Annotated in this window: 17 protein-coding genes; 4 read left to right on the top strand and 13 right to left on the bottom strand. The window is 72.6% G+C overall.

Annotated elements, in window-relative coordinates; all coding sequences use genetic code 11:
• Positions 1-23: 23 nt before the first annotated feature.
• Positions 24-1,526 (bottom strand): acyl-CoA synthetase, encoded by a 1,503-nt coding sequence (locus tag ACFVYL_RS14920; RefSeq protein WP_389715612.1) that lies wholly within the window; start codon positions 1,524-1,526, stop codon positions 24-26.
• A gap of 130 nt (positions 1,527-1,656) precedes the next feature.
• Here ACFVYL_RS14920 and ACFVYL_RS14915 point away from each other — a divergent pair, with 130 nt between their 5' ends.
• Entirely contained in the window at positions 1,657-4,083 is a 2,427-nt protein-coding gene (locus ACFVYL_RS14915; protein ID WP_389715610.1) for a penicillin acylase family protein, read from the top strand.
• 51 nt (positions 4,084-4,134) lie between these two features.
• Here ACFVYL_RS14915 and ACFVYL_RS14910 read toward each other — a convergent pair whose 3' ends face one another.
• The 4 genes from ACFVYL_RS14910 to ACFVYL_RS14895 all read right to left on the bottom strand — a co-directional run bounded on the left by ACFVYL_RS14910 (position 4,135) and on the right by ACFVYL_RS14895 (position 8,351).
• The gene (locus ACFVYL_RS14910; protein WP_389715609.1) at positions 4,135-5,685 is read right to left on the bottom strand and encodes an acyl-CoA synthetase; all 1,551 of its coding nucleotides are present in this window, start codon (positions 5,683-5,685) and stop codon (positions 4,135-4,137) included.
• The gene (locus ACFVYL_RS14905; RefSeq protein ID WP_389715606.1) at positions 5,682-6,794 is read right to left on the bottom strand and encodes an NAD(P)H-dependent flavin oxidoreductase; all 1,113 of its coding nucleotides are present in this window, start codon (positions 6,792-6,794) and stop codon (positions 5,682-5,684) included. Before ACFVYL_RS14905 ends, ACFVYL_RS14910 begins: the two co-directional genes overlap by 4 nt.
• A gap of 106 nt (positions 6,795-6,900) precedes the next feature.
• Entirely contained in the window at positions 6,901-8,106 is a 1,206-nt protein-coding gene (locus ACFVYL_RS14900; RefSeq protein WP_389715604.1) for a beta-ketoacyl-[acyl-carrier-protein] synthase family protein, read from the bottom strand.
• A complete protein-coding gene (locus ACFVYL_RS14895; protein WP_389715601.1) occupies positions 8,103-8,351 on the bottom strand; it encodes an acyl carrier protein in 249 nt (82 codons plus the stop codon). Before ACFVYL_RS14895 ends, ACFVYL_RS14900 begins: the two co-directional genes overlap by 4 nt.
• 109 nt (positions 8,352-8,460) lie before the next feature.
• Between ACFVYL_RS14895 and ACFVYL_RS14890 the strand changes: the two genes are divergently transcribed.
• Entirely contained in the window at positions 8,461-9,225 is a 765-nt protein-coding gene (locus ACFVYL_RS14890) for a 1-acyl-sn-glycerol-3-phosphate acyltransferase (RefSeq protein WP_389715600.1), read from the top strand.
• Between the two features lie 17 nt (positions 9,226-9,242).
• Here ACFVYL_RS14890 and ACFVYL_RS14885 read toward each other — a convergent pair whose 3' ends face one another.
• Together ACFVYL_RS14885 and ACFVYL_RS14880 are read right to left on the bottom strand one after the other, a co-directional pair.
• On the bottom strand, positions 9,243-10,745 hold the full coding sequence (locus tag ACFVYL_RS14885; protein WP_389715598.1) for a hypothetical protein: 1,503 nt from the start codon (positions 10,743-10,745) through the stop codon (positions 9,243-9,245).
• Between the two features lie 37 nt (positions 10,746-10,782).
• The gene (locus ACFVYL_RS14880; RefSeq protein WP_389715595.1) at positions 10,783-12,243 is read right to left on the bottom strand and encodes a hypothetical protein; all 1,461 of its coding nucleotides are present in this window, start codon (positions 12,241-12,243) and stop codon (positions 10,783-10,785) included.
• Between the two features lie 148 nt (positions 12,244-12,391).
• Here ACFVYL_RS14880 and ACFVYL_RS14875 point away from each other — a divergent pair, with 148 nt between their 5' ends.
• Together ACFVYL_RS14875 and ACFVYL_RS14870 are read left to right on the top strand one after the other, a co-directional pair.
• A complete protein-coding gene (locus ACFVYL_RS14875) occupies positions 12,392-13,861 on the top strand; it encodes a hypothetical protein (RefSeq protein ID WP_389715592.1) in 1,470 nt (489 codons plus the stop codon).
• A gap of 27 nt (positions 13,862-13,888) precedes the next feature.
• Complete coding sequence (locus ACFVYL_RS14870) at positions 13,889-14,629, top strand: hypothetical protein (protein WP_389715590.1); 741 nt, start codon at positions 13,889-13,891, stop codon at positions 14,627-14,629.
• Here ACFVYL_RS14870 and ACFVYL_RS14865 read toward each other — a convergent pair.
• The 6 genes from ACFVYL_RS14865 to ACFVYL_RS14840 all read right to left on the bottom strand — a co-directional run bounded on the left by ACFVYL_RS14865 (position 14,620) and on the right by ACFVYL_RS14840 (position 22,122).
• Positions 14,620-16,185 carry a phytoene desaturase family protein gene (locus tag ACFVYL_RS14865; RefSeq protein WP_389715587.1) on the bottom strand — a complete coding sequence of 522 codons (1,566 nt, stop codon included), beginning with the start codon at positions 16,183-16,185 and terminating at the stop codon, positions 14,620-14,622. The two genes, ACFVYL_RS14870 and ACFVYL_RS14865, sit on opposite strands and share 10 nt — an antisense overlap.
• Positions 16,186-16,277: 92 nt before the next feature.
• A complete protein-coding gene (locus ACFVYL_RS14860) occupies positions 16,278-18,515 on the bottom strand; it encodes a tetratricopeptide repeat protein (protein ID WP_389715585.1) in 2,238 nt (745 codons plus the stop codon).
• A complete protein-coding gene (locus ACFVYL_RS14855; RefSeq protein ID WP_389715582.1) occupies positions 18,497-19,441 on the bottom strand; it encodes an oxygenase MpaB family protein in 945 nt (314 codons plus the stop codon). The genes ACFVYL_RS14860 and ACFVYL_RS14855 overlap by 19 nt, the downstream gene beginning before the upstream one ends.
• 76 nt (positions 19,442-19,517) lie before the next feature.
• The gene (locus tag ACFVYL_RS14850) at positions 19,518-19,988 is read right to left on the bottom strand and encodes a hypothetical protein (protein ID WP_389715579.1); all 471 of its coding nucleotides are present in this window, start codon (positions 19,986-19,988) and stop codon (positions 19,518-19,520) included.
• Between the two features lie 126 nt (positions 19,989-20,114).
• Complete coding sequence (locus ACFVYL_RS14845; protein WP_389715576.1) at positions 20,115-20,849, bottom strand: hypothetical protein; 735 nt, start codon at positions 20,847-20,849, stop codon at positions 20,115-20,117.
• A gap of 73 nt (positions 20,850-20,922) precedes the next feature.
• Entirely contained in the window at positions 20,923-22,122 is a 1,200-nt protein-coding gene (locus tag ACFVYL_RS14840; protein WP_389715573.1) for an acyl-CoA dehydrogenase family protein, read from the bottom strand.
• Positions 22,123-22,192 lie beyond the last annotated feature (70 nt).

The following is a 22,192-nucleotide window of genomic DNA, read 5'->3' as shown; positions in this document are numbered from 1 at the left end:
GGGCGGCCGGCCCGCGTCACCCGTCAGCTCGCGCCGAAACGTTGCCGCAGCTGTCTCTTGAGGATTTTGCCGCTGGCGTTGCGGGGCAGTTCGTCCACGAACAGCACCCGCTTCGGCGCCTTGAAGTGAGCGAGCCTCTCACGTGCGTGGGCAAGGAGCCCGGTCTCGGTGAGCTCCTTGTCGCCACGTACGACCACGGCGGTGACCGCCTCGATCCAGCGCTCGTCCGGCAGCCCGATCACCGCGGCCTCGGCGACGCCCGGGTGCTCGTACAGCGCGTCCTCGACCTGCCGCGACGCGACGAGAACTCCCCCGGAATTGATGACGTCCTTCACCCGGTCGACGACCGTGAAGTACCCCTCGGCGTCCCGCACCGCGAGGTCCCCGGAGTGGAACCAGCCGTCACGGAACGCCTCCGCGGTCTCCTCCGGCTTGTCCCAGTAGCCCTCGCACAACTGCGGTGAGCGGTAGACGACTTCACCCCTGATGCCGTCCGGCACCTCGCGTCCGTCCTCGTCGACGACGCGTGCCTCGACGAACAGGACGGGCCGCCCGCAGGAGTCCATCCGCCCTTCGTGCTCATCGGGCCCGAGGACCGTGGCGAGCGGGCCGATCTCGCTCTGCCCGAAGCAGTTGTAGAAGCCGAGCCCCGGCAGCCGGGCCCGCAGCCGCTCCAGGACCGGCACCGGCATGATGGACGCTCCGTAGTAGGCCTTGCGCAGCGCCGTGAGGTCGCGGGTGGCGAACCCGGGGTGTTGCGAGAGCCCGATCCACACGGTGGGCGGTGCGAAGAGGCTGTCGGCGCGGCCCGCCTCGACCAGATCGAGGATCCGCTCGGCGTCGGGCCCGTCGAGGACGGTGTTCTCGGCCCCGACCGCCAGATAGGGCATGAGGAAGACGTGCATCTGCGCCGAGTGGTAGAGCGGCAGCGAGTGGACGGGCCGGTCGGTCTCACGCAGGTCCAGGGCCGTGATCGCGCTGACGTACTCGTGGACCAGGGCGCGGTGGGAGAGCATCGCCCCCTTGGGCAGTGCGGTCGTTCCTGAGGTGTAGAGCAGCTGCGCCAGGTCGTCGCCGCGGGACCCCTCGCCGTCGTACGCCGGTGCCGTGGCGAGCCGCGCGAGGAGCGAGCCCTCCGCGTCCCGCAGGGCCAGGACCGCCACGCCCGCGGGCAGCCGCCCGGCGAGGTCCGGATCGGCCAGCACGAGCGAACAGCCGGACTGCCCGACGATGTACGCGAGATCGTCGCCGGTCAGGTTCTGGTTGACCGGCACGTGGATCAGCCCGGCCCGGGAGCAGGCGAGGAAGCCGATCAGGTAGGCGTCGGAGTTCTGGGCGTAGGCGGCGACCCGGTCGCCGCGGGCCAGACCCAGGTCACGCAGTGCGCCGGCCGCACGCGAGACGGCGTCGTCGAGTTCGCGGTAGGTCCAGGACCGTTCCTCGTAGCGCAGGGCCGTGCGCAGCGGTGTGCGGCGCGCGCTGCGCCGGAGGACTCCGTCGACCGTGTTGTCGCGTACACCCGTCATGGCGTGATCCTGTGCGCCGCGCGCCGCCCCGGTCAAGGTCCGGCACACGGAGCGCGTCGAGCGGGACCACAGGTGACCAACCGCTTGGTACGCTCAACCGCTCCTTCCCTGACCCCAGTTGGGAGGCACGATGCGCATCCGCACAAGACGCCCGGCGGCCGTGGCGATCACTCTGCTGACGGCGGTGGCCCTGCTGCCCGCGTCCGGCGCGGGGGCCACGCCCCGAGGCGCCCACCCGTCCGGCGGCGGCCTGCACGCCACGATCCGCTACACCGAGTACGGCATTCCGCACATCCTCGCCAAGGACTACGAGAACCTCGGCTTCGGCACCGGCTGGGCGCAGGCCGCCGATCAGGTGTGCACGCTCGCCGACGGCTACGTGACCGTCCGCGGCGAGCGCTCACGGCACTTCGGCGCCGACGCCTCCCCCGGTTCCGCGCTGTCGTCCGCGTCCACGAACCTCGCCAGTGACCTGTACTTCAGCGGGGTGCGGAAGGCCGGGACGGTGGAGAAGCTCCTCGACCGCCCCGCCCCCGCCGGCCCGGACCGCCGGTCCAAGGAGCTCATGCGGGGCTTCGCCGCGGGCTACAACGCGTGGCTGAAGCAGAACCGCATCACCGACCCGGCCTGCGCGAAGGCCGACTGGGTGCGCCCGATCACCGCTCTCGACGTGGCGCGGCAGGGCTTCGCCGTACAGGTCCTCGGCGGGCAGGGGCGCGCCATCGACGGCATCACGGCCGCCACGCCACCGGGCGCGACGGGGGCGGGGAGCACGAAGGACGCGCACCGCATACCCGACCCCGGCCGCACGGCGAAGGCGGCCCGCGAGCTGTTCTCCACGCAGGACGCCGACATGGGCTCCAACGCCGTCGCGTTCAGCGGGAAGACCACCGCGAACGGCACGGGGCTGCTCCTCGGCAACCCGCACTACCCCTGGCAGGGCGGGCGCCGTTTCTGGCAGTCGCAGCAGACCATTCCCGGTGAACTGAACGTCTCCGGCGGCTCGTTGCTCGGCACGAGCGTGGTCAACATCGGCTTCAACGGTGACGTGGCGTGGAGCCACACGGTCGCCACCGGCGTCACCCTCAACCTGCACCAGCTCACCCTGGACCCGGCCGACCCGACCACCTATCTGGTGGACGGCAAGCGGCACAGGATGACCAGGCGGACGGTCACGGTACCGGTCGAGGGCGGCACCCCGGTGACCCGCACACAGTGGTGGACCCGCTACGGCCCCATCGTGACCGGGCTCGGCCCCCAGCTGCCGCTGCCCTGGTCCAGGGCCACGGCGTACGCGCTTAACGACCCCAACGCCGTGAACCTGCGCGGCAGCGACACCGACCTCGGCTTCGGCAAGGCCCGCTCCACCGCGGGCATCCTCAAGTCCCTGCGCGAGACGCAGGGGCTGCCCTGGGTGAACACCGTCGCCGCCGACCGCCACGGCCATTCGCTGCTCAGCCAGTCCCAGGTGCTTCCCAGGATCACCGACGACCTGGCGCAGCGCTGCAGCACACCGCTGGGCAGGGCCACCTACCCGGCGTCGGGCGTCGCCGTGCTCGACGGTTCGCGGGGCGCGTGCGCGCTCGGCTCCGACGAGGACGCGGTGCAGCCCGGCATCTTCGGCCCCTCGCGGATGCCCACCGTCAAGGACGCGCCGTACGCGGAGAACTCCAACGACAGTGCCTGGCTGACCAACGCCGACCGGCCGGTCACCGGCTACGAGCGGATCTTCGGCACGATCGGCACGCAGCGCTCGATGCGCACCCGAGGCGCCGTCGAGGACGTGTCGGCGATGGCGGAGAAGGGTGGGCTCACGGTCCGCGACCTCCAGAACCAGCAGTTCGCGAACCGCGTACCGGCGGCGGATCTCGCGGCCGCCGACACGGCGAAGGCCTGCGCCGCACTGCCCGGCGGAACCGCAACAGGCAGCGACGGCAAGGCTGTTGACATACGCAAGGCCTGCGACGTGCTGGCCCGCTGGGAGCACACCATGGACACCGGCAGCCGCGGCGCCCTGCTCTTCGACCGCTTCTGGCGGAAGCTGACGGCGGCGGTGCCGAACGCGCGGCTCTGGAAGGTCCCGTTCTCGGCGGCCGAACCGGTGCGCACCCCGAACACCCTCGACACCGCGCAGCCCGGCTTTCGGACCGCGCTGGCCGACGCGGTGACGGAACTGGCCGCGGCGGACATCGCCCTGGACGCGCCCCTGGGCCGGAACCAGTACGTGGTGCGCGGCGGCAAGCGCCTCCCGGTCCCCGGCGGCACGGAGTCCCTCGGCGTCTGGAACAAGATCGAGGCCGACTGGGACGCCAAGAAGGGCTACACCGAAGTCGTCCACGGGTCGAGCCACATCCAGGCGGTCGGCTGGACCGCCGGCCACTGCCCCGAGGCGCGGACCCTCCTGTCGTACTCCCAGTCCTCCAACCCCCGCTCGCCGCACTACAGCGACCAGACGAAGCTGTACGCGAAGGAGCGCTGGGTGACCTCGCGCTTCTGCGAGAAGGACATCCTCGGCGACCCGGCACTTGAGGTGGTGCGGGTGCGCGAGCGCCACTAGAACTGTCGTGGGGGGGCGGGGCGAAGATAGCCCTCCCCCGTACCCCACACCTCACAGCACCCGTTCCCGGCCCTCCCAGTACGGCTCGCGCAGTCGCCGCTTGTACAGCTTGCCGTTGGGGTCGCGCGGCATCGTCTCGATGAAGTCGACGCTCTTGGGCCGCTTGTAGCCCGCGAGCCGCTGCTCGCAGTGGCCGAGGATCTCGGCGGCGAGCGCGTCGTCGGCGCTCCTGCCTTCGGCGACCTCGACGACCGCCTTGACCTCCTCGCCCCACTCGTCGTGCGGAATCCCGAACGCGGCGGCGTCGGCGACCGCGGGGTGGGTGAGCAGCGCGGACTCTATCTCGGCGGGGTAGATGTTGACCCCGCCCGAGATGATCATGTCGATCTTGCGGTCGCGCAGGAAGAGGTAGCCGTCCTCGTCGAGGAGACCGAGGTCGCCGACGGTGAAGAAGTCGCCGATGCGGTTCTTCTCCGTCTTCGCCTCGTCCTTGTGGTACGAGAAGCCGCCGGTGGACATCTTCATGTAGACGGTGCCGAGTTCACCGGGCGGCAGGCGGTTCCCTTCGTCGTCGAAGACGGCCAGCTCGCTGATGGGCCAGGCCTTTCCGACCGTGCCGGGCTTCTTCAGCCAGTCCTGTGCGGTGGCGAACGCGCCGCCGCCCTCGCTGGCCGCGTAGTACTCCTCGACGCACTCGCCCCACCACTCGATCATGGCGCGCTTCACATGGTCGGGGCAGGGGGCGGCGCCGTGGATGGCGTGCCGCATCGAGGACACGTCGTACGCGGCCCTCGTGGCGTCCGGCAGCGCGAGCAGTCGGTGGAACTGGGTCGGGACCATGTGGGTGTGCGTGCACTTGTGGGCGTCGATGAGGCGCAGCATCTCCTGCGGCGTCCACTTGTCCATGAGGACCAGCGGGTGGCCGATGTGCAGGGCGGCGCCCGCGAACTGGAGGACCGCCGTGTGGTAGAGCGGCGAGCAGACCAGATGAACGTTGCCGTCGAAGGGCTTGATCCCGAAGATGCCGAGGAAGCCGCCGAGGTAGGACTCCTCGGGCAGCTTGCCCGACAGGGGGCGGCGGATGCCGCGCGGGCGGCCGGTCGTGCCCGAGGTGTAGTTCATGACCCAGCCGAGCGTGCGGTCGGCGGGGGGTGAATCGGGCTGCCCGTCGAGGAGTTGGGCGTAGGCGCGGAAGCCGGGCACGTTTCCGACGGCGTAGCGATGGCTCGCCGGGAGGCCCGCCTCGTCGGCCGCCGCCACCGCGGCGTCGGCGAACCTCTCGTGGGCGATGAGCACCTTGGCGCCGGAGTCGGCGACGATCCAGGCGATCTCGGGGCCGACCAGGTGGTGGTTGACGGGGACGAGGTAGAAGCCCGCCTGGGACGCGGCGAGATACGCGGTGAGGAACTCCACGCCGTTGGGCAGCACCACGGCGAACGCGTCACCGCGTTCCAGGCCCGCGGCGCGCAGCCCGCGCACCAGCCGGTTGACGTCGCCGTGCAGCCGGCGGGCCGTCCACTCCTCGCCGCCCGGCGCCACGAGGACGGTGCGGCCCGGGTCGGCCGACGCCTGGGCCCAGAATCCATTCGGGGGTGTGCTCACGACTGCCTTCCCCTTCCCGCGATACGGATGACCCGGTCGACGGCGCGCTCGAAACCGCGCGTCAGATCGTCGAAGACGGCCTGGACGCTGCGTTCGCTGTTCATCCGGCCGACGATCTGCCCGACCGGGGTGCCGAGCAGCTCCTGCACCTCGTACTTCTGGATGCGCGAGACGGCCTCGGCGACCAGCAGCCCCTGCAGCGGCATCGGCAGCGTGCCGGGGCCCTGCGGGTCGTCCCAGGCGTCGGTCCACTCCGTACGCAACTGGCGTGCGGGCTTGCCCGTGAGAGCACGCGAGCGGACCGTGTCACCGGAACCGGCCGCGAGGAGTTTCCGGGTCAGAGCGGGCGAGTGCAGGTCGGCCTCCGTAGTGGTGAGCCACAGCGACCCGAGCCACACGCCCTGCGCGCCGAGCGCGAGCGCGGCCGCGATCTGCTGTCCGCTGCCGATGCCCCCGGCGGCGAGCACCGGCAGCGGCGCGACGGCGTCGACGGCTTCGGGGGTGAGCACCATGGAGGCGATCTCACCGGTGTGACCGCCCGCCTCGTACCCCTGGGCGACCACGACATCGATGCCCGCATCCGCGTGCTTGCGGGCGTGCCGGGCACTGCCCGCGAGGGCCGCGACGAGGACGTCGTGGTCGTGGGCGCGCCGGATGACGTCGGCCGGGGGTGAACCGAGCGCGTTGGCGAGGAGTTTGATCGGGTGGTCGAAGGCGACGTCCAGCTGGTTGCGGGCGACCTGCTCCATCCAGCCGGTGATGCGCCAGCCCGACGCCTCGCCCTCGGCGAGTTCGGGCACGCCGTGCCTGGCGAGGGTGTCCCGCACGAACTGCCGGTGGCTCTCCGGAATCATCGCCTCTACGTCGGCCTCCGTGACGCCCTCGACCTTCTTGGCGGGCATGACGACATCGAGCCCGTAGGGCTTCCCGTCGATGTGCTTCTCCATCCAGTCGAGGTCCCTGGCCAGCTCGTCGGGCGCCGTGTAGCGGACCGCGCCGAGCACCCCGAATCCGCCCGCCCTGCTGATGGCGGCGGCCACCGCGGGGAACGGCGTGAAACCGAAGATGGCGTGCTCGACTCCCAGTCTCCTGCTCAACTCCGTCTGCATGGGCGCAGGATGCCGCAGCGGCCCGGACGAGGGAAGAGATTTTCTGATGCGGTGTCAGATCCACTCGGTTTCACCGGAGCATGGGACTACCGGATCGTCTTCACCTTCACTCCCGGGCCAGCACCACGACCGCATTGTGCCCGCCGAAGCCGAACGAGTTGCTGACGGCGATGTCCGAGGACAGGGGCCGGGCGCGGTCGGCGACCACGTCGATGTCGAGGGCCGGGTCCGGGTCGGCCAGCCCGGCCGTGGGCGGGACGAGGTTCTCGCGGAGTGCGAGGACCGTCAGCGCGGCCTCGACCGCGCCGGCCGCGCCGAGCGTGTGGCCCAGGCTGCCCTTGGCCGAGGTGACGGGCGGCCGGTGCGGGAGGACGCGGGCCAGGAGCGCCGCCTCCATCGCGTCGCCGCGCGGTGTCGACGTGCCGTGTGCGTTGACGTGACCGACGTCGGCGGGGGCGACGCCCGCCTCGGCGAGCGCGGCACGCAGGGCCCGCTCGGCGTGGCGGCCCTCGGGGTGCGGGGCCACGAGGTGATGGGCGTCGCTGCTCGCCCCGTATCCGATGAGCCGGGCGAGCCCGGGCGCCGAGCGGGCGGCCGCGTGCGCGGGGCGCTCCAGGACCAGGGCGCCCGCGCCCTCGGCGATGACGAAGCCGTCGCGGGCCCGGTCGAACGGGCGCGAGCACCGGTCGGACAGCGCGCGGAGCTGGGCGAAGCCGGTCACGACGAGAGGGGTGACGGCCGCGTCGGCGCCGATGACCACGGCGATGTCGCACTGGCCGGAGGCGAGCAGGTCACGGGCCGTACCGAGGGCGGTGGCCCCCGAGGCGCACGCGGTCGCGACGTTCAGGGCCGGCCCGGTCACGCCGAGGTGCAGGGCGATGGCGGCGCACACCATGTTGGGCAGGTAGCCGGTCAGGAAGTACGGGGAGACACGCTCCGGGCCGTCCGACGCGAGGCGCGAGGCGGCGGTCCGCTGGGTGTGCATCCCGCCGAAGGAGCAGCCGGTGACGACGGCGACGCGGGTCGGATCCCACTCCGCCGGGTCGAGCTTGGCGGCGTCCAGGGCCTGGGCGACGGCTGCCAGGCCCATACGGGCCGCGGGATCGAGGTGCGCGGCGCCGGGCTGCCGGGGGCGCAGCCCGTCCACTCCGTCGACGCGGCAGCTCAGGGAGACCGGCAGCTCCCGAAGTTCCGGGTCGGGCCTGGCACTCGCGCGCCCCGCACGGACCGCGGCCCAGGTACTGTCCGTGTCGTGCCCTGCCGCGGTCACCAGGCCGAGGCCGGTCACCGCGGCGGTGGCGTCCCGCGTCATCCGGCGCGGCGCTCGTCGACGCGGGCGGTGAACTCGGCGAAGGTGATCTCCCGCAGCTCGTCCTCGGTGGCGTCGACACCCAGTTCATCCTTGAGCGTGATGGCCATCTCGACGACCATCAGCGAGTCGACGAGCAGTTCGGTCATACGCGCGTCGGGGCGCACGGCGGCCGGGGCGACGTCGAACCTGTCGATGAGCAGGCCGGTGATCAGATCCGCGGTCGCGGGTGACGCAGAGATACTCATGGCGGGCCTTTCCTGAGCGGCACCCGGAAATCGGGCGCTAGGAAGAGAGACCACCCCAATGGCACCTTTAGTCTTGCGGTAACCCATTTTCATCTGAAAGTGGGACCTTATGACCGAAGCGAATGCGGGACCGCGGAACGACGCCTCGACCGGCCCGCTGGACGACCTCGGCATCGACCTGTTGGACGGCGTACTGGGGTGGCTCGCCGACGACTACCTCCGCGTCGAGGTGTCGGGCCTGGAGAACATCCCGCGCTCGGGGCCCGCACTCGTGGTCGCCAACCACTCCGGCGCCTGGGGCCTCGACGCATTCGTCCTGCACAAGCTCCTGCACCGGGAACTGCGCAGACCGGTGCACGTCTACGCCGACCCCGTGGTCCTCCGTCTGCCGACCCTGGCCGCTTACGCCCGACGGCACTCCATCTTCACCGACGATCCGACGCTGGGCCGGGACCGGTTGGCGGCGGGGCACCTCGTCGCCGTGTTCCCCGAAGGGCTCGACGGGGTCGCCAAGCACTTCTCGCAGCGCTACCGGCTGCGCCCCTTCAGCCCCGGCTTCGCGGTCACCGCGGTACGGACCGGCGTACCGGTGGTGCCCGTGTCGATCGTGGGTGCCGAGGAGACGTACCCGAAACTCGGCGAGATCCGGACGCTGGCCCGGCGGTTCGGCCTGCCGTACTTCCCGGTGACCACTCCGCTGCCGCTGCCCTTCAAGTGGCGGATCAGCATCGGCCAACCGATCCCGGCCCCGGCCGGAGCCGCGTCCTTCGCCACCCGGTCGGCGGCCGCGCGGCAGCTGTGCGACGAGGCGTGGTTCACGGTCCAGGGCATGGTCGACCGGGACCGGCGCCGCAGGGCGACGCCGTTCTGGTAGACGTCAAAGACAGGCTCTCAGTTGGCGAGCCATTCGGCGGCCCGGCGGGCGTCGGCGGCCGCCCGGGTGCAGCGCTCGGCGTGGGCGAGGAGCGTCATCCGGCACTGTTCACCGAACGCGTCATGGTTCCAGCCGGACTGCCGTGCGCAGTCGGTGAGTTTCCTGGCGTGCTCCTCCAGGCTGCAGGCGCCTGCCTCGGTGAACGCGGCGTAGTGGGCGGGACTCTGTCCGGCCGCGGGCGCCACGTACCCGTCGGCCACGGGGCGGGCGGCCAGGTCGGCCGCCGCGTGCGCGTCGTCCGCGAGGGCGAGGCGGAGGGACGCGGCGGGCAGGTCGGCCGGCAGCGCGTCGGGGGTGAGGTGCGGGGCGAGGACGACCGGTTCTCCGTGCCGGGTGAGGGCGCGGACGAGTTCGGTGGCGGTGAGAACGGCGAGTTCGGCGGCGGCGCACGGTCCCGGCGCCGCGCACAGAGAGGCCGAGGGGTCGTGGCTGCCGTGCCCCTGCGCCTCTTCCAGGTCGCGCAGCCAGGCGGTCGCGCACAGGATCTCGGTGCCGGCGTCGACCGCCGTGCCGTGCCAGGTGAAGGGGGCGCGGACCTCGTGCAGGCTGGCCGCCAGCGGCGGATAGCGGCGCAGTGCCTCGCCCACGGCCCGCTCGGTGCGGTCGGTGGCGGGCATCAGCGGCTGCACCGTCAGCAGCGCGAGGGCCTGCGGCACGGTGTCGGCGAGGGCCCGGGTGAGGGTCTCCAGCACGTGCTCGACCACGGCGTCCCTGGTGTCCTCGGCGATGGCGCCCCTGGTGTCCTCGACGGCGGCGTCCCTGGTGTCGTCGGCGACCTCGTCGCGGACCGACCCGGCGAGTCCGGCCGGGTGCGCGGCGTGGACGTACGCGTCGAGACGCCGGCGCAGCGCGGCGGCACGGGCCGCGTACTCGGTGCTGTCGTCCGCCTGGGCGACGGCTTCGAGGATGGCGCTGATCAGGCTGTCGTCGGCGGCGTCGTCCCCGAGGACGATCCGCCGGGCGAGGCGCGCCGTGAGCGCACACCAGTCGTCGCGGGCGACGCCGCCGTCCGTGCGGCGCGCCGCGTAGATCTCGGCGGCCTCCCGGGCGACGGCTTCCCGCACCTGGGCGCGCACCGCGCCCAGGGCGACGGGCAGCGCCGCGTGCGGTGTCACCCGCAGGCGGCGCCCCTGTGCGGTGAGGGCGGTGACGGTGCCCCGGGCCCCGGCTTCTTCGGCCCGGTCGATCAGGCCCGTGGCGTCGTCGGCGTTCAGCGGCATCAGGAAGGTGCCGAAGGCGGTGCGCAGCCGGGTCGGCCGCCCGCCCGCGGTGCGCCGCAACTGGGCCAGGACCTGCCGGGTCAGGTGCTGCCGGGTGAACGGTTTGAGTCCGAGGGCGCGTGCCGGGGCGTCGATCCAGGACACGCGCTGTGCCGCGAGCGCGGCGCTGATCAGGGCGCTCTCCAGGGGCCAGGCCTTTGGCGGGCGGCGGGCAGCGGTCGTGGTGTCACTGGCGTTCATCGCCGGTCTCCCTCGGAGGGTCTGCTGGCCCGCGACGTCACTTGTCGCGCACCAGGTAGGGCTGGTTGCCGACGATCTCGCCGTCGTAGCGGGTGATGAGCTCGTTGACGCGGTCGCGATACGGCACCTCGCCTCTGCGCAGGGTGTCGGCGTACGCCTGCGGGGCGTGCGAGAGCGGGTAGTCGTACGTCTCGTCCAGCCAGGTGCACTCGACCCAGCTGGCCGGGGTGTCGTTCGCGGAGGCCGGGCCGCGCCCGTCGAGGCCGGGGATCACGTCGTGTTCGTTGACGAGGCTGATCACCTGCGTGGTGGGGTCGACGGGACGTTTGGTGTCGATGGGCGAGCCGACGGCGAGCACATGGGTGAGCCGGTAGGTGGACACGAAGTCCAGGTCGCAGGCCAGGTTCATGGCGGTGATGCCGCCGAGGCTGTGCCCGACGATCATCAGCTCGGCGCCCTCGGGCACGCCCGCGCGCACCAGCATCTGCCGGGCGGAGCGGCTGTACGTGGTGTCGGTGCGCAGCAGCGCGTCGAACGCTCCGACGAGATCCTGCGGGGTGCCGTTGTTCAGCCGTCCGAAGCTGGTGCCGGGCAGCAGCAGTACGTACCGCGTGGCGCCGTCCGTGCAGTCGACCCGCCGCAGCAGGGCGAGCCCGTGGTTGCCGAGAGCGGAGATGTCGTCGATGTAGCGGACGACGTCGTTGCCGGACCGGGCCAGGACGCGGGCCAGCATCGCGTCGGCGTCGCAGCGCTCGGCCCGCCCGGGGCCCGGGTTGAGGTGCCGGATCAGGATCGAGGGCAGGCCGAACAGCGGGTCGGTGGTGGGCACTCCGCCGGTCAGGGTGACCCAGGCGAAGCTGTCGTTGGTCGGGTTCTCGTCGAGCAGTCCGGCCAGCGCGAGCAGCTCCATGACCACGGGGCTGATGGTGGTCAGGGTGCGGGTGACGCCGAGGAGGTCCACCAACTCCCGCGCGGCGCGCAGCGCTTCGATTCTGCGCCCCGCGACGACGGCGTTGGTGAGCCGCTTGGCGAGCGGCGCCGCGAGGCTCGGGTGTTCACGGGCGGCGGCCTCGATGCGCATCGCGAAGGCGTCCACGGCCATGGCGACGCAGGCGGGCCGCCGGCGCGCCACGGCTCCCAGGGACCGGACTGTCTCACCGACCAGGCCGCCGTTGGCGGCGAGCCCGAGCCCCGCGGGGTTGGACATCGCGCGGGCCGCGGACAGCGCGGTGCCCAGAGCCCAGGCGGGGCGCCGCAGCGCCTGCATACCGACCCGCCAGCTCGCGCCCGCCACGGTGAGTTCGGCGCCGGTCCTGCGAGCGGCGAGTGCGGCGTCCGCGAGCAGGATCGAGGCCGCGATCAGCAGCTCGGGATCGGTCTGCTCCAGCTGGTCCCGCCGTACGGGATGCTGCCTCCGTACGAGGTGCTCCTGCCGTACGGGTTCTTCTCCCCGTACGGGGGTCGCCTCGCCGACCGCGTCGGCTGCCCGGGCTGTCATCCCCGCCACCTCTTCCCTGAGGGTCACTCCCAGCAGTAGACCTGCCCCCGTGCCGGTCGGCAGGGCCGCTGCCGCCGCTCAGGTGAATCACCGAGCGTGCGCGCGTGCCGGGGTCGACGGCCGGGACGTCCCGTACCAGCATCCCGGTGTGATCATCGGGAGAGTGGGCGCGGGATCGGCCCGGGCGCGGTGGCTGCTGGTCGTCCTTCTCCTGACCGGCGGCTGCTGGTCGGCCGCCGGGCCCTCCGCCGCCGACGGCCCCACGGCGAACGGACTCGCCCTGGAGGTCACGGTCAACACCCGCCCCGGTCTCGGCGCCCTCGATCCCGGCATCCGGACCGGTGCCGCGGTCGTGAAGTCGTACCGGCTGATCAACCGCGGTGGCGCCGACCTGCACGACGTACGGGTGCGGGACCCCGCCATGCCCGGCGCCGCGATCCGCTGCCCGGGCGGTCTCGACCGCGTGCCGATGCTGACGGGACTGCGCTCGGCCCAGTGCACGGCGACCGCGGCCGCGCGTCCGGGCTCCTGGGTCGGGGACGTACGGGCGGTCGGACAGCAGCCCTACCTGCGCGCGGTGGTGCAGGCGACCGCACGCTCGGGATACGCCGGGGTCGGCGCGTCCCTGGGCCTGACGGAGGCGGTGGTCGTCACGGGACCGGATCGGGCGGAGGTCCGCTACGTCGTGGCCAACCACGGCAACAAGCCCGTCCACGGCGTACATGTCACGGACCCGGCGCTGCCCGCGGAGCGGATCGGCTGTGCGGGGGCCGCGCAGCCGGTCGTGGCCCATCTCGCCCCGGGCGCGCGGGCCACGTGTGTCGCCGTGGTGCGACGCGCGCCCGGTACCTACGAGAGCCGGGGGCAGGCCGACGGCAGCGACCTGCTCCGCACCCTCGACGCCCGCGGCGGTGCCGTGGCACCCCCGCGGCTGACGGCACGTTCCTCGGCGCGGTTCACGCTCCGCGCGCCGCCGCCCGTCGTTCGCGCGCCGCAGCCTCTCCGGCCGGCGGCCGTGGCACCGCGGCGCCCACCCGCCGTGCCGCCCCCGGTACGGCCACGCGTGGCACCACCGCTTCCCGGACCTCCTCTCATCACCCTTTTCCCCCTGCCACCGCCTCCGCCGGGCATCGCGGCGCCGGTGATCGGTCCGATCGGGCCCGCTCCGCCGCCCGGGCCGGGACTGGCTCCGGGGGTGGTCTTGCCGGGCGCGGTTCCCCTGGGTGCGGTCCCGCCGGGCGCGGTGCCACCGGGCGCCGTGCCACCGGGCGTGGCCCCACTGGGCGCAGTTCCGCCAGGCGCGGTCCCACCGGGCGCAGTTCCCCCGGGGGCAGTCCCCCCGGGCGCGGTCCCACCGGGCGCGGTCCCACCGGGCGTAGTCCCACCAGGCGTAGTTCCACCAGGCGTAGTCCCCCCGGGCGTGGCCCAAAAGCCGGTTCGGCCGCCGAAGAAGAACGAGTCACTTACCCAACGGCAAACCGAGCCACGGCGCTCCCTGGCCAGCCGCTTCATCCGGCGGGACCGTACCCCCACAGGACTGGGCATGCTGGCCGCCCTGTTCCTCATCCTCCTCCCCGCAGCCATCGCGGCCGCCGTGTTCGGCTCCCGCAGACTCTGACCGTGCCGCAACGAATCGGGACCGCCCATGATCGAGAGTTTCGCCATCGTCCTGGGCGTCGCCCTGCTCGCCGCGGCGGCCGTCCTGCTCAAACACAAGTTCTGGCCGTTGCGACCGGACGAGGAACCCCGCGAGGACGTCGCCGAGTACATCTCGATGATGGTCAGCGTCCTGTACGCCCTCGTCCTGGGCCTCGCCCTGGTGTCGGTGTGGGACGCCCGCTCGGGCGCCGAGGATCACGCCGCCACCGAGGCCAGTGCCGCGCACCAGATCCATCTGCTCGCGGCGGGCCTGCCCGCCGGGCAGGCCGACCGGATGCGCGGCGAGATCGAGTCGTACATCCGGCACGTCACCGAAACGGAGTGGCCCGCCATGGCCGAGCGCGCCCCGCTCGGCACGACGGGCTGGCAGCTGCTCGACAAGGTGCGCGCGACGGGTCAGGTGCCGGCCGATGCCACTCCGGCCCAGCAGGCGACGGCCCAGGAGACGCTGGCCCAGCTGAGCACGCTGGACGAGGCGCGCCGCGGACGTGAGGCCGACTCCACGGAACAGCTGTCGCCGGTGATCTGGTTCGGTCTGATCGTCGGCGGCGTCCTCACCATCGCCTTCATGTTCATGTTCGGCGTGCAGCGCAGCTTCACCCACGTCGTGATGGTGATGGGCCTGTCCGGCCTGATCGCCTTCACGGTCCTCCTCATCTACCAACTGGACAGCCCCTTCGACGGCTTGTTCTCCGTGGACGCGACCCCGTTCACGCGCTACTTCTGACCGGCCTCCGGCTCCAGCACCGCCATCGCGGCGTTGTGACCGGGGATGCCGCTGACGCCGCCGCCGCGCACCGCGCCCGCGCCGCACAGCAGGACGTTGGCGTGCGAGGTCTCCACGCCCCAACGGCCGGTGCCCTCTTGGGCGTAGGGGAAGGCGAGGTCGCGGTGGAAGATGTTGCCGCCGGGCAGTCGGAGCTCCCGCTCCAGGTCCAGCGGGGTCTTCGCCTCGATGCAGGGGCGGCCCTGCGCGTCGAGGGCCAGGCAGTCGGCGATCGGCTCGTCGAGGTGCGCGTCGAGCTGGGCGAGGGTGGACTTCAGGAGTTCGGCGCGCGCGGTGTCGTGGTCGTCGGCGAACAGCCGTGCCGGTGTGTGCAGACCGAAGAGGGTGAGGGTCTGGCAGCCGCGTTCGACGAGGTCGGGCCCGAGGATGGTGGGGTCGGTGAGCGAGTGGCAGTAGATCTCGGAGGGCGGCGCGGTGGGCAGCGTGCCGGCGGCGGCCTGGGCGTACGCGGTCGCCAACTCCTCGTACCCCTCAGCGATGTGGAAGGTCCCTGCGAAGGCCTCGCGCGGGTCGACGGACGTGTCGCGCAGGCGCGGCAGCCGGTCGAGCAGCATGTTGACCTTGAACTGGGCGCCTTCGGCGGGCTCGGGCGCCTCGTCGCCGAGGAGCCCGGCGAGGCCCTCCGGTGAGGCGTTGACCAGGACGTGTCGTGCGGAGGCGGTGTGTTCGGCGCCCTCGGTCCGGTACGTCACTTCGGCGCGCCGCCCATCCGTCTCGATCCCCGTGACCTCGCACCCGGTGCGCAGCCGCGCGCCCGACATCCGCGCCGAGTCGGCGATGGCGGAAGTGAGGGCGCCCATGCCGCCGACGGGCACGTTCCAGTCGCCGGTGCCGCCGCCGATGACGTGGTAGAGGAAGCAGCGGTTCTGGCGCAGGGACGGGTCGTGGGCGTCGGCGAACGTGCCGATGAGGGCGTCCGTGAGGACGACGCCGCGCACCAGGTCGTCGGCGAAGCGGTCCTCGATCGCGGTGCCGATGGGCTCTTCGAAGAGGGTGCGCCACGCGGTGTCGTCGTCGACGCGGGCGCGCAGTTCGGTGCGGCTCGGCAGGGGTTCGGTGAGCGTGGGGAAGACGCGGCGGGCGACTTCGCCGGTCATGGCGTAGAACTCGCGCCAGGCGTCGTATTCGCGCTGTCCGCCGGTGAGCCGTGCGAAGGCCTGCCTGGTGCGGGCCTCGCCGCCCCCGACGAGGAGGCCGGTGGGGCGTCCGTCGCGCTCGGCCGGGGTGTAGGAGGACACGGTGCGGGTGCGCACCCTGAAGTTCAGGTCGAGGTCCCGGACGATCTTCTTGGGCAGCAGGCTGACGAGGTACGAGTAGCGGGAGAGCCGCGCGTCGACCCCGGCGAAGGGCCTGCTGGAGACGGCGGCGCCACCGGTCGCGCCGAGCCGTTCGAGGAGCAGCACGGACCGCCCGGCGCGGGCGAGATAGGCGGCGGCGACCAGGCCGTTGTGGCCGCCGCCGACGACGACGGCGTCGTACGCATCACGATCGGGCATGGCTCTTCCTAGCACGGAGGGCCGGGAGTCGGGAGGCGCGTGCCGGGGCAGGCGTGGCGATCATGGCCGGGCCCGACGGCCCGGCCGCCCGTTCAGTGCCCCCCGGTGGCCCACTGCTGGCGGAGCGCCGCCACCCGGCGGTAGAGCTCGACGGCCTCCGTGCCGCGGCCCAGTTGTTCCAGGCAGTGCGCCTCGTCGTTGCGGCTCGCGAGGGCATCGGGGTGGTCCGCGCCGAGCACCTGCTCGCGGGCCGCGGCGACCTTGCGGTATTCGGTGAGCGCGTCGGCCCAGCGCCCGAGCCAGCCGAGGCCGACGGCGACCTCGCGGCGGCTCACCAGTGTGTCGGGGTGGTCGGCGCCGAGCACCCGCTCCCGGATGGCGCACACGTCCCGGGCCTCCGCGAGCGCTTCCTCCCAGCGGCTCTGCCGTCCCAGGTTCACGCCGAGACCGTGCCGGGCCCGCAGCGTCTCGGGGTCGGCGGGGCCGTTGACGCGCGTGCGGTCGTCGATCAGGTCGCGGTACAGCTCCAGCGCCTCCCCGCTGCGGCCGAGCCTGCCGAGGCTGATGCCGACCTCGTAGCGGGCGGCGAGCGTGTCGGGGTGATCGGCGCCGAGGGCCCGCGCCCGTGCGTCGGCGACTTCGCGGTAGGTCTGCAGGGCCTCGGGCCAGCGCCCCAACTGCCCGAGCGCGTATGCCACTTCGTAGCGTGTGACGAGCGTGTCGGGGTGGGCCGGGCCGAGCACCCTGGCGCGCGCCGCGGCCACCGCATCGGCCAGCCGGTAGGAGTCCTCCAGGCGGCCGAGGCGGCTCAGGTTGTAGGCGAGGTTGTGGCGGCAGCGCAGCGTGTCCGGGTGGTCGGGGCCCGCCGTGCGCTCACGGGCGGCGAGCACCGCGGTGTACGTCTGGTGGGCCTCGAAGTGCCGGCCGAGCTGACCCAGTACGTACGCCATCTCCTGGCGGGCGGCGAGCGTCTCGGGGTGCTCGGCGCCGAGCATGCGCTCCCTGCCCTGGGCGACGCGGCCGTACTCGCGCAGCGCGTCGGCGGCCCGGCCGGTGCGGGAGAGCGTGAAGCCGACCTCGTACCGGCTGGCGAGCGTGTCGGGGTGGTCGGGGCCGAGGGCGTGCTCGCGCTCGGCGGCGACGGCGCGGTGCACCTCGCCCGCCTCGGCCCAGCGGCCGAGGCGTCCCAGGCTGAGTCCCGCGTTGTGGCGGCTGGTGAGGGTGGCGACCACTTCCGGCGGCGGCTCGGGCCGTTCGGGGTGGCGCGGGGCCGCGGAGCGGCGCGCGTCGACCCGCGGGATCCACTCGCCGGTCAGGCCCGCGGCCGCGTCGGGCGGGGTGGTGCGCAGGACGGACGCACCGCTCGCCTTGTGCCCGGTGGTCATGCCGCGGGTCCAGGAAGGCAGCCGGGGCTCGTGGGACGGCAGAGGCTCGGGGTGGCGTCCGGCCGGTGCGGCGGTGGTCGGGGCGTACGGCAGGCAGGCGCGGCCCGCGGCTATGCGGCGGCCCAGCTCCCGCGCGTCGTGCGGGCGGTCGCCGGGCTCCTTGGCGAGCAGGTCGAGGACGATCCGGTCGAAGTACTCGGGCAGTTCGTCGCGGTGCGCGCGGGGCGGTTCGGGCGCGGTGTCGCGGTGCCCGACCAGGACGGCCCAGGCGTCCTCCATGTCGAAGGGCGGGGCGCCGGTGACGATCTCGTAGAGCACACAGCCCAAGGAGTAGAGGTCGCTGCGCTGGTCGACCGGCTCGCCGCTGATCTGCTCGGGCGACATGTAGTGCGGCGTGCCCATCGCGATGCCCGTGCCGGTCAGGCGCGAGGTGAAGCCGATGTCCTCGCCGAGGCGGGCGATGCCGAAGTCGCAGATCTTCACCGTGCCGTCGGCGAGCCGCATGATGTTCGCGGGCTTCAGGTCCCGGTGCACGATGCCCTGTTCGTGGGTGTACGCGAGGGCGGCGGCGACCTGCTCGGCGATCTCCACGACCTCGGCGACCGGCAGGGGGTGCTGCTTGTTGTCCTCCAGGAGCTGGCTGAGGTTGTGGCCTTCGAGGAGCTCCATCACCAGGTACAGCACGCCGTCGTACTCGCCGAAGTCGTGGACGACGGTGACGCCGCGGTGCTGGAGCGCGGCCGCCACGCGCGCCTCGCGGCGGAACCGCTCGCGCAGCACGCGCGTGAAGGACTCCTCGTGCTGGGGCCCCATCGGCTTGAGGCATTTGACGGCGACCTGCCGGCCGAGCGACTCGTCGCGCGCCCGCCACACCTCGCCCATGCCGCCGCGGCCGATGAGATCCAGAAGCCGGTATCGGCTCTGGATCAGCCTGGTGTCCGCCATCTCCTGCTGCCGCCCCCGTTGCCTCGCTGCGTCCTCCCCGGCCCGTCCAGTATGGCGTTCCGTCTGTCGAGTTTGTACGGGGCCGGGCGGCTGCCGGGACCGAGCCTCGCCATGGCGCGCAGGATGTGCTTGGGCGGAAGTTGCCAGCGTACGCGGGTGGGGATGCGGCGCAGGACGCTGCCCGTGAGGGCAAGGCGGCGGGTGACGGTCGTGGGCGGTGGGGCGGCCCTTCCGTACAGCTCGTGGGCGTACGGCGGCAGGGAGGCGTACGCCAGATTCGCCACGCGCCGCCACAGCAGGGCGCGCGCCGGAACGAGCAGCGGGTGCGTGGGCGGGCACCGCAGGAAGTCGTCGACGGCGCGGGCGTCGGTCCCGGCGGCGAGCTCGGGGCGCACCCTCTCGAAGTACGCGGCGAGGTCGGCCGTCGACGCGGGCACCTCGGCGGGGTCGAGCCCCACGAGACGGGCGCTTTGCCGGTGCTCGTCGACATACCGGTCGGCCAGCGCGTCGGTGAGCGGGAACCCCGAACGCCGTACGACGTGGAGGTAGGAGTCGATCTCCGCGCAGTGCACCCAGAGCAGCAGCCCGGGCTCGTCGACGCCGTAGCGCTCCCCCGTCCCCGGGTCGGTCGCCTTGAGCATCCGGTGAATCTTCCGCACCCGGGCACCCGCCTTCTCGGCCACCTCGGTCGTGCCGTAGGTGGTGGTCCCCACGAAGCCGGCGGTCCGCCTGAGACGGCCCCAGGCGTCGTTGCGGAAGTCGGAGTTCTCCATGACACCGCGGACCGCACGCGGATGCAGGGCCTGGAGGTAGAGGGCCCGGATCCCGGCGACCCACATCATGGGATCGGAGTGGACCTGCCAGGTGACCGAGTCCGGCCCGAAGAGCCCGGGGTCGGGCTCGGGCACGGATATGTGCTCGGGCATGGTGCGACCATCTCCTCACGCGGTCGACTGCCCAGATGGGCAAGGCCTCTTCGACCGACGTAGATTGCGTCCGGCCTCAGCTGCCGTCGGTGGCGCCATTGTTGTTCAGCGCGGTGGTGAATGCCTCGATCGTGCGGCGGCGCGCGGTGAGGAAGGCGAGCCAGGAACCGTCCGCGTAGTGGACGCGGAAACGAGCCATGAGCTGGAGGCGGGGGCGGCGCTCCACCTGGGCGGCCCAGGTACGGGGAATCTCCCAGACGGGGGTGCCGTCCAAGTGCCGTACGAGGCCGACCCGCTGGTCCGTCACCCGCATCAGCAGCGCACCGGACGTGGGCGGCATGGCCGCCGCAATGCTCATCGCATCACCGGACTCGGCGCCGAACCGATGCATCAGATGGTCGCCGAGCCTCCCGCCGATCACGCCGGGCTTGACCTTGATGCCTTCAGCACTCTTCACCGGGACGACGATTCCGTGGGCCAGCAGCCGCTCACCCGGCGCCAACTGGCTCAGGGCGGACTTCTGTTGGACGGACAGTACTTCCGGCATGACGATGCTCCCCGTGATCTTCTCGATTCCGCCGGTGATCGTATCGGCCGGAGCCGCCACGGCGGACGGCGCCCCTGCCGCGCTGCCTGGCACCGCACGTCACTTCACCGGCCAGACCCCAGGGCCCTAGCCGTCCCGCAGCCGGAGCGTCGCGCGTCCGGACGACGGGTCCCGCTCGAGGACCACGTACCGGCCCAGGACCGCCAGGGCCACCAGGCAGCCGCCCATTTCCAGGCCCTCCTCCACGAGCGTTCCCAGCATGAGCACGGTGCTGTGGCCGTTCTCCAGTGCCCAGCCGTTGAACGCCTCGGCCAGCAGCGCGCCGCCCAGGTATACCGCCAGTGCGCCAAGCAGTCCGGTCCGCAGGTCGCGCGGGAGTCTGCGGGCCCAGAGGACGGCGCACACCGTGCCCACCGCCGCGAGGAGCGCGCCCGGCAGGACCCAGGCGTGCGTGGGCAGCGCGCCTCCGGCCCACTTCTTCCACGTCCGGCCGACCTCGCCCAGGCGCTCGTGCAACGAGACCGTCTCGTCGATGCTGAGCAGTGCGGTCGCCGCGGCGAGACCCAGCCAGGACAGGCGCCCGGGGCGGGTGCCGCGGCCGCTGAGCAGCGCGGCGGTCAGTGCCATGCCCGTCACGGCCAGCAGCAGCGTGCTGTTCCACCAGGTGGCCAGGTTGGCCTCGACGTCGACGTTCACCAGCCTGCGGATGGCCGGTATGGAGTCGTAACTGTTGTACGCGCGCGTGGCGAGGTCGGCCACGAGCAGGAAGGCGGTGGCGCCTGTGGCGCACCATAAGACGCGGCGGGCCGACGGTCTCGCGAGCTCACCCGCGACGCGGTCGCGCGTTTCGTAATCGGTCATACGCACGAAGGCTAGTGACAGGGAGAGCGGGGGGAGCGACCGGGGCCTCGGGTGACGCGCCGTCAGATTCACGCTAGCGGCGGACTCTTGGCATTCCCAGGCCGATCCACGAGATGATCTCGCGCTGGATCTCGTTGTTGCCCCCGCCGAACGTGAAGATCACGGCCGAGCGGTAGCCGCGCTCCAGATCACCGTGGAGGACCGCGCACGCCGAGCCCTCCTTCAGGGCGCCCGCCGCGCCGACGACCTCCATGAGGCAGGCGTAGGCGTCGCGGCGGGTCTCGGAGCCGTAGACCTTGACGGCGGAGGCGTCCTGCGGGGTGAGGGTGCCTTCGTGGACGGCGTTCACCATCTGCCAGTTGAGGAGTTTCATCGCGTCGAGCTTCGCGTGGGTCGTCGCCAGGCGCCGGCGGACCCAGCCGAGGTCGATGACGCGGCGGCCGTCGGCGAGCTTGGTCTCCATGGCCCAGCGCTGCACGTCGTGGAAGGCCCGGATCGCCATGGTGCCGTGCGCGGCGAGCGTGACGCGCTCGTGGTTGAGCTGGTTGGTGATCAGGCGCCAGCCCTTGTTCTCCGCGCCGACGCGCCGGGAGACGGGGACCCGGACGTTCTCGTAGTAGCTGGCGGTGGTGTCGTGCGAGGCGAGGGTGTTGATGACGGTGCAGGAGTAGCCGGGGTCGCTCGTCGGGACCAGGAGCATCGTGATGCCCTTGTGCGGCGGGACGCCTTCCTCGGTGGCGGCGGTGCGGACCGCGAGCCAGACCCAGTCCGCGGTGTCGCCGTTGGTGGTCCAGATCTTCTGCCCGTTGACCCTGTAGTGGCCGGTCTCCGCGTCGCCCTCCCTGACGGCCTTGGTCTTGAGGGACGCAAGGTCCGTGCCCGCGTCGGGCTCGCTGTACCCGATGGCGAAGTCGAGTTCGCCGGAGAGGATCCGGGGCAGGAAGTAGGCCTTCTGCTCGTCCGTGCCGAACTGCATGATCGTCGGGCCGACGGTGTTGAGGGCCATCAGCGGCAACGGGACGCCCGCCTGGGCCGCCTCGTCGAAGAAGATGAACTGCTCCATGGGCGTGAGCCCGCGCCCGCCGTACTCCTCGGGCCAGCCGACCCCGAGCCACCCGTCCGCCCCGAGCCGCCGGACGGTCTCCCGGTAGAACCGCTTCTGGGCGGCCGGTTCGCCGTACCGCGCATGGGCGTCGTCCGGCACCAGCTCGGCGAAGTAAGCGCGCAGCTCGGTGCGCAACTGCTGCTGCTCAGGCGTGTATTCGAGGTGCACGGCCCCTCCAGGCTCTGCTGGCGCTGCTGGCTTTACTGGCTCTGCTGGTTCTACCGGCGCTGCTGGTTTT

It is taken from the genome of Streptomyces sp. NPDC058308, assembly GCF_042880275.1.
Taxonomy (GTDB): Bacteria; Actinomycetota; Actinomycetes; order Streptomycetales; family Streptomycetaceae; genus Streptomyces.
Note: the sequence above shows the minus strand (reverse complement) of the source record. Positions and strands in the feature narration are given on the sequence as shown.

Excerpts from the sequence above, each read along its gene's own strand:
- ACFVYL_RS14920 (WP_389715612.1), bottom strand. The coding sequence starts at position 1,526 with ATGACGGGTGTACGCGACAACACGGTCGACGGAGTCCTCCGGCGCAGC.
- ACFVYL_RS14915 (WP_389715610.1), top strand. The coding sequence starts at position 1,657 with ATGCGCATCCGCACAAGACGCCCGGCGGCCGTGGCGATCACTCTGCTG.
- ACFVYL_RS14905 (WP_389715606.1), bottom strand. The coding sequence starts at position 6,794 with ATGCAGACGGAGTTGAGCAGGAGACTGGGAGTCGAGCACGCCATCTTC.
- ACFVYL_RS14900 (WP_389715604.1), bottom strand. The coding sequence starts at position 8,106 with ATGACGCGGGACGCCACCGCCGCGGTGACCGGCCTCGGCCTGGTGACC.
- ACFVYL_RS14895 (WP_389715601.1), bottom strand. The coding sequence starts at position 8,351 with ATGAGTATCTCTGCGTCACCCGCGACCGCGGATCTGATCACCGGCCTG.
- ACFVYL_RS14890 (WP_389715600.1), top strand. The coding sequence starts at position 8,461 with ATGACCGAAGCGAATGCGGGACCGCGGAACGACGCCTCGACCGGCCCG.
- ACFVYL_RS14885 (WP_389715598.1), bottom strand. The coding sequence starts at position 10,745 with ATGAACGCCAGTGACACCACGACCGCTGCCCGCCGCCCGCCAAAGGCC.
- ACFVYL_RS14880 (WP_389715595.1), bottom strand. The coding sequence starts at position 12,243 with ATGACAGCCCGGGCAGCCGACGCGGTCGGCGAGGCGACCCCCGTACGG.
- ACFVYL_RS14870 (WP_389715590.1), top strand. The coding sequence starts at position 13,889 with ATGATCGAGAGTTTCGCCATCGTCCTGGGCGTCGCCCTGCTCGCCGCG.
- ACFVYL_RS14865 (WP_389715587.1), bottom strand. The coding sequence starts at position 16,185 with ATGCCCGATCGTGATGCGTACGACGCCGTCGTCGTCGGCGGCGGCCAC.
- ACFVYL_RS14860 (WP_389715585.1), bottom strand. The coding sequence starts at position 18,515 with ATGGCGGACACCAGGCTGATCCAGAGCCGATACCGGCTTCTGGATCTC.
- ACFVYL_RS14855 (WP_389715582.1), bottom strand. The coding sequence starts at position 19,441 with ATGCCCGAGCACATATCCGTGCCCGAGCCCGACCCCGGGCTCTTCGGG.
- ACFVYL_RS14850 (WP_389715579.1), bottom strand. The coding sequence starts at position 19,988 with ATGCCGGAAGTACTGTCCGTCCAACAGAAGTCCGCCCTGAGCCAGTTG.
- ACFVYL_RS14845 (WP_389715576.1), bottom strand. The coding sequence starts at position 20,849 with ATGACCGATTACGAAACGCGCGACCGCGTCGCGGGTGAGCTCGCGAGA.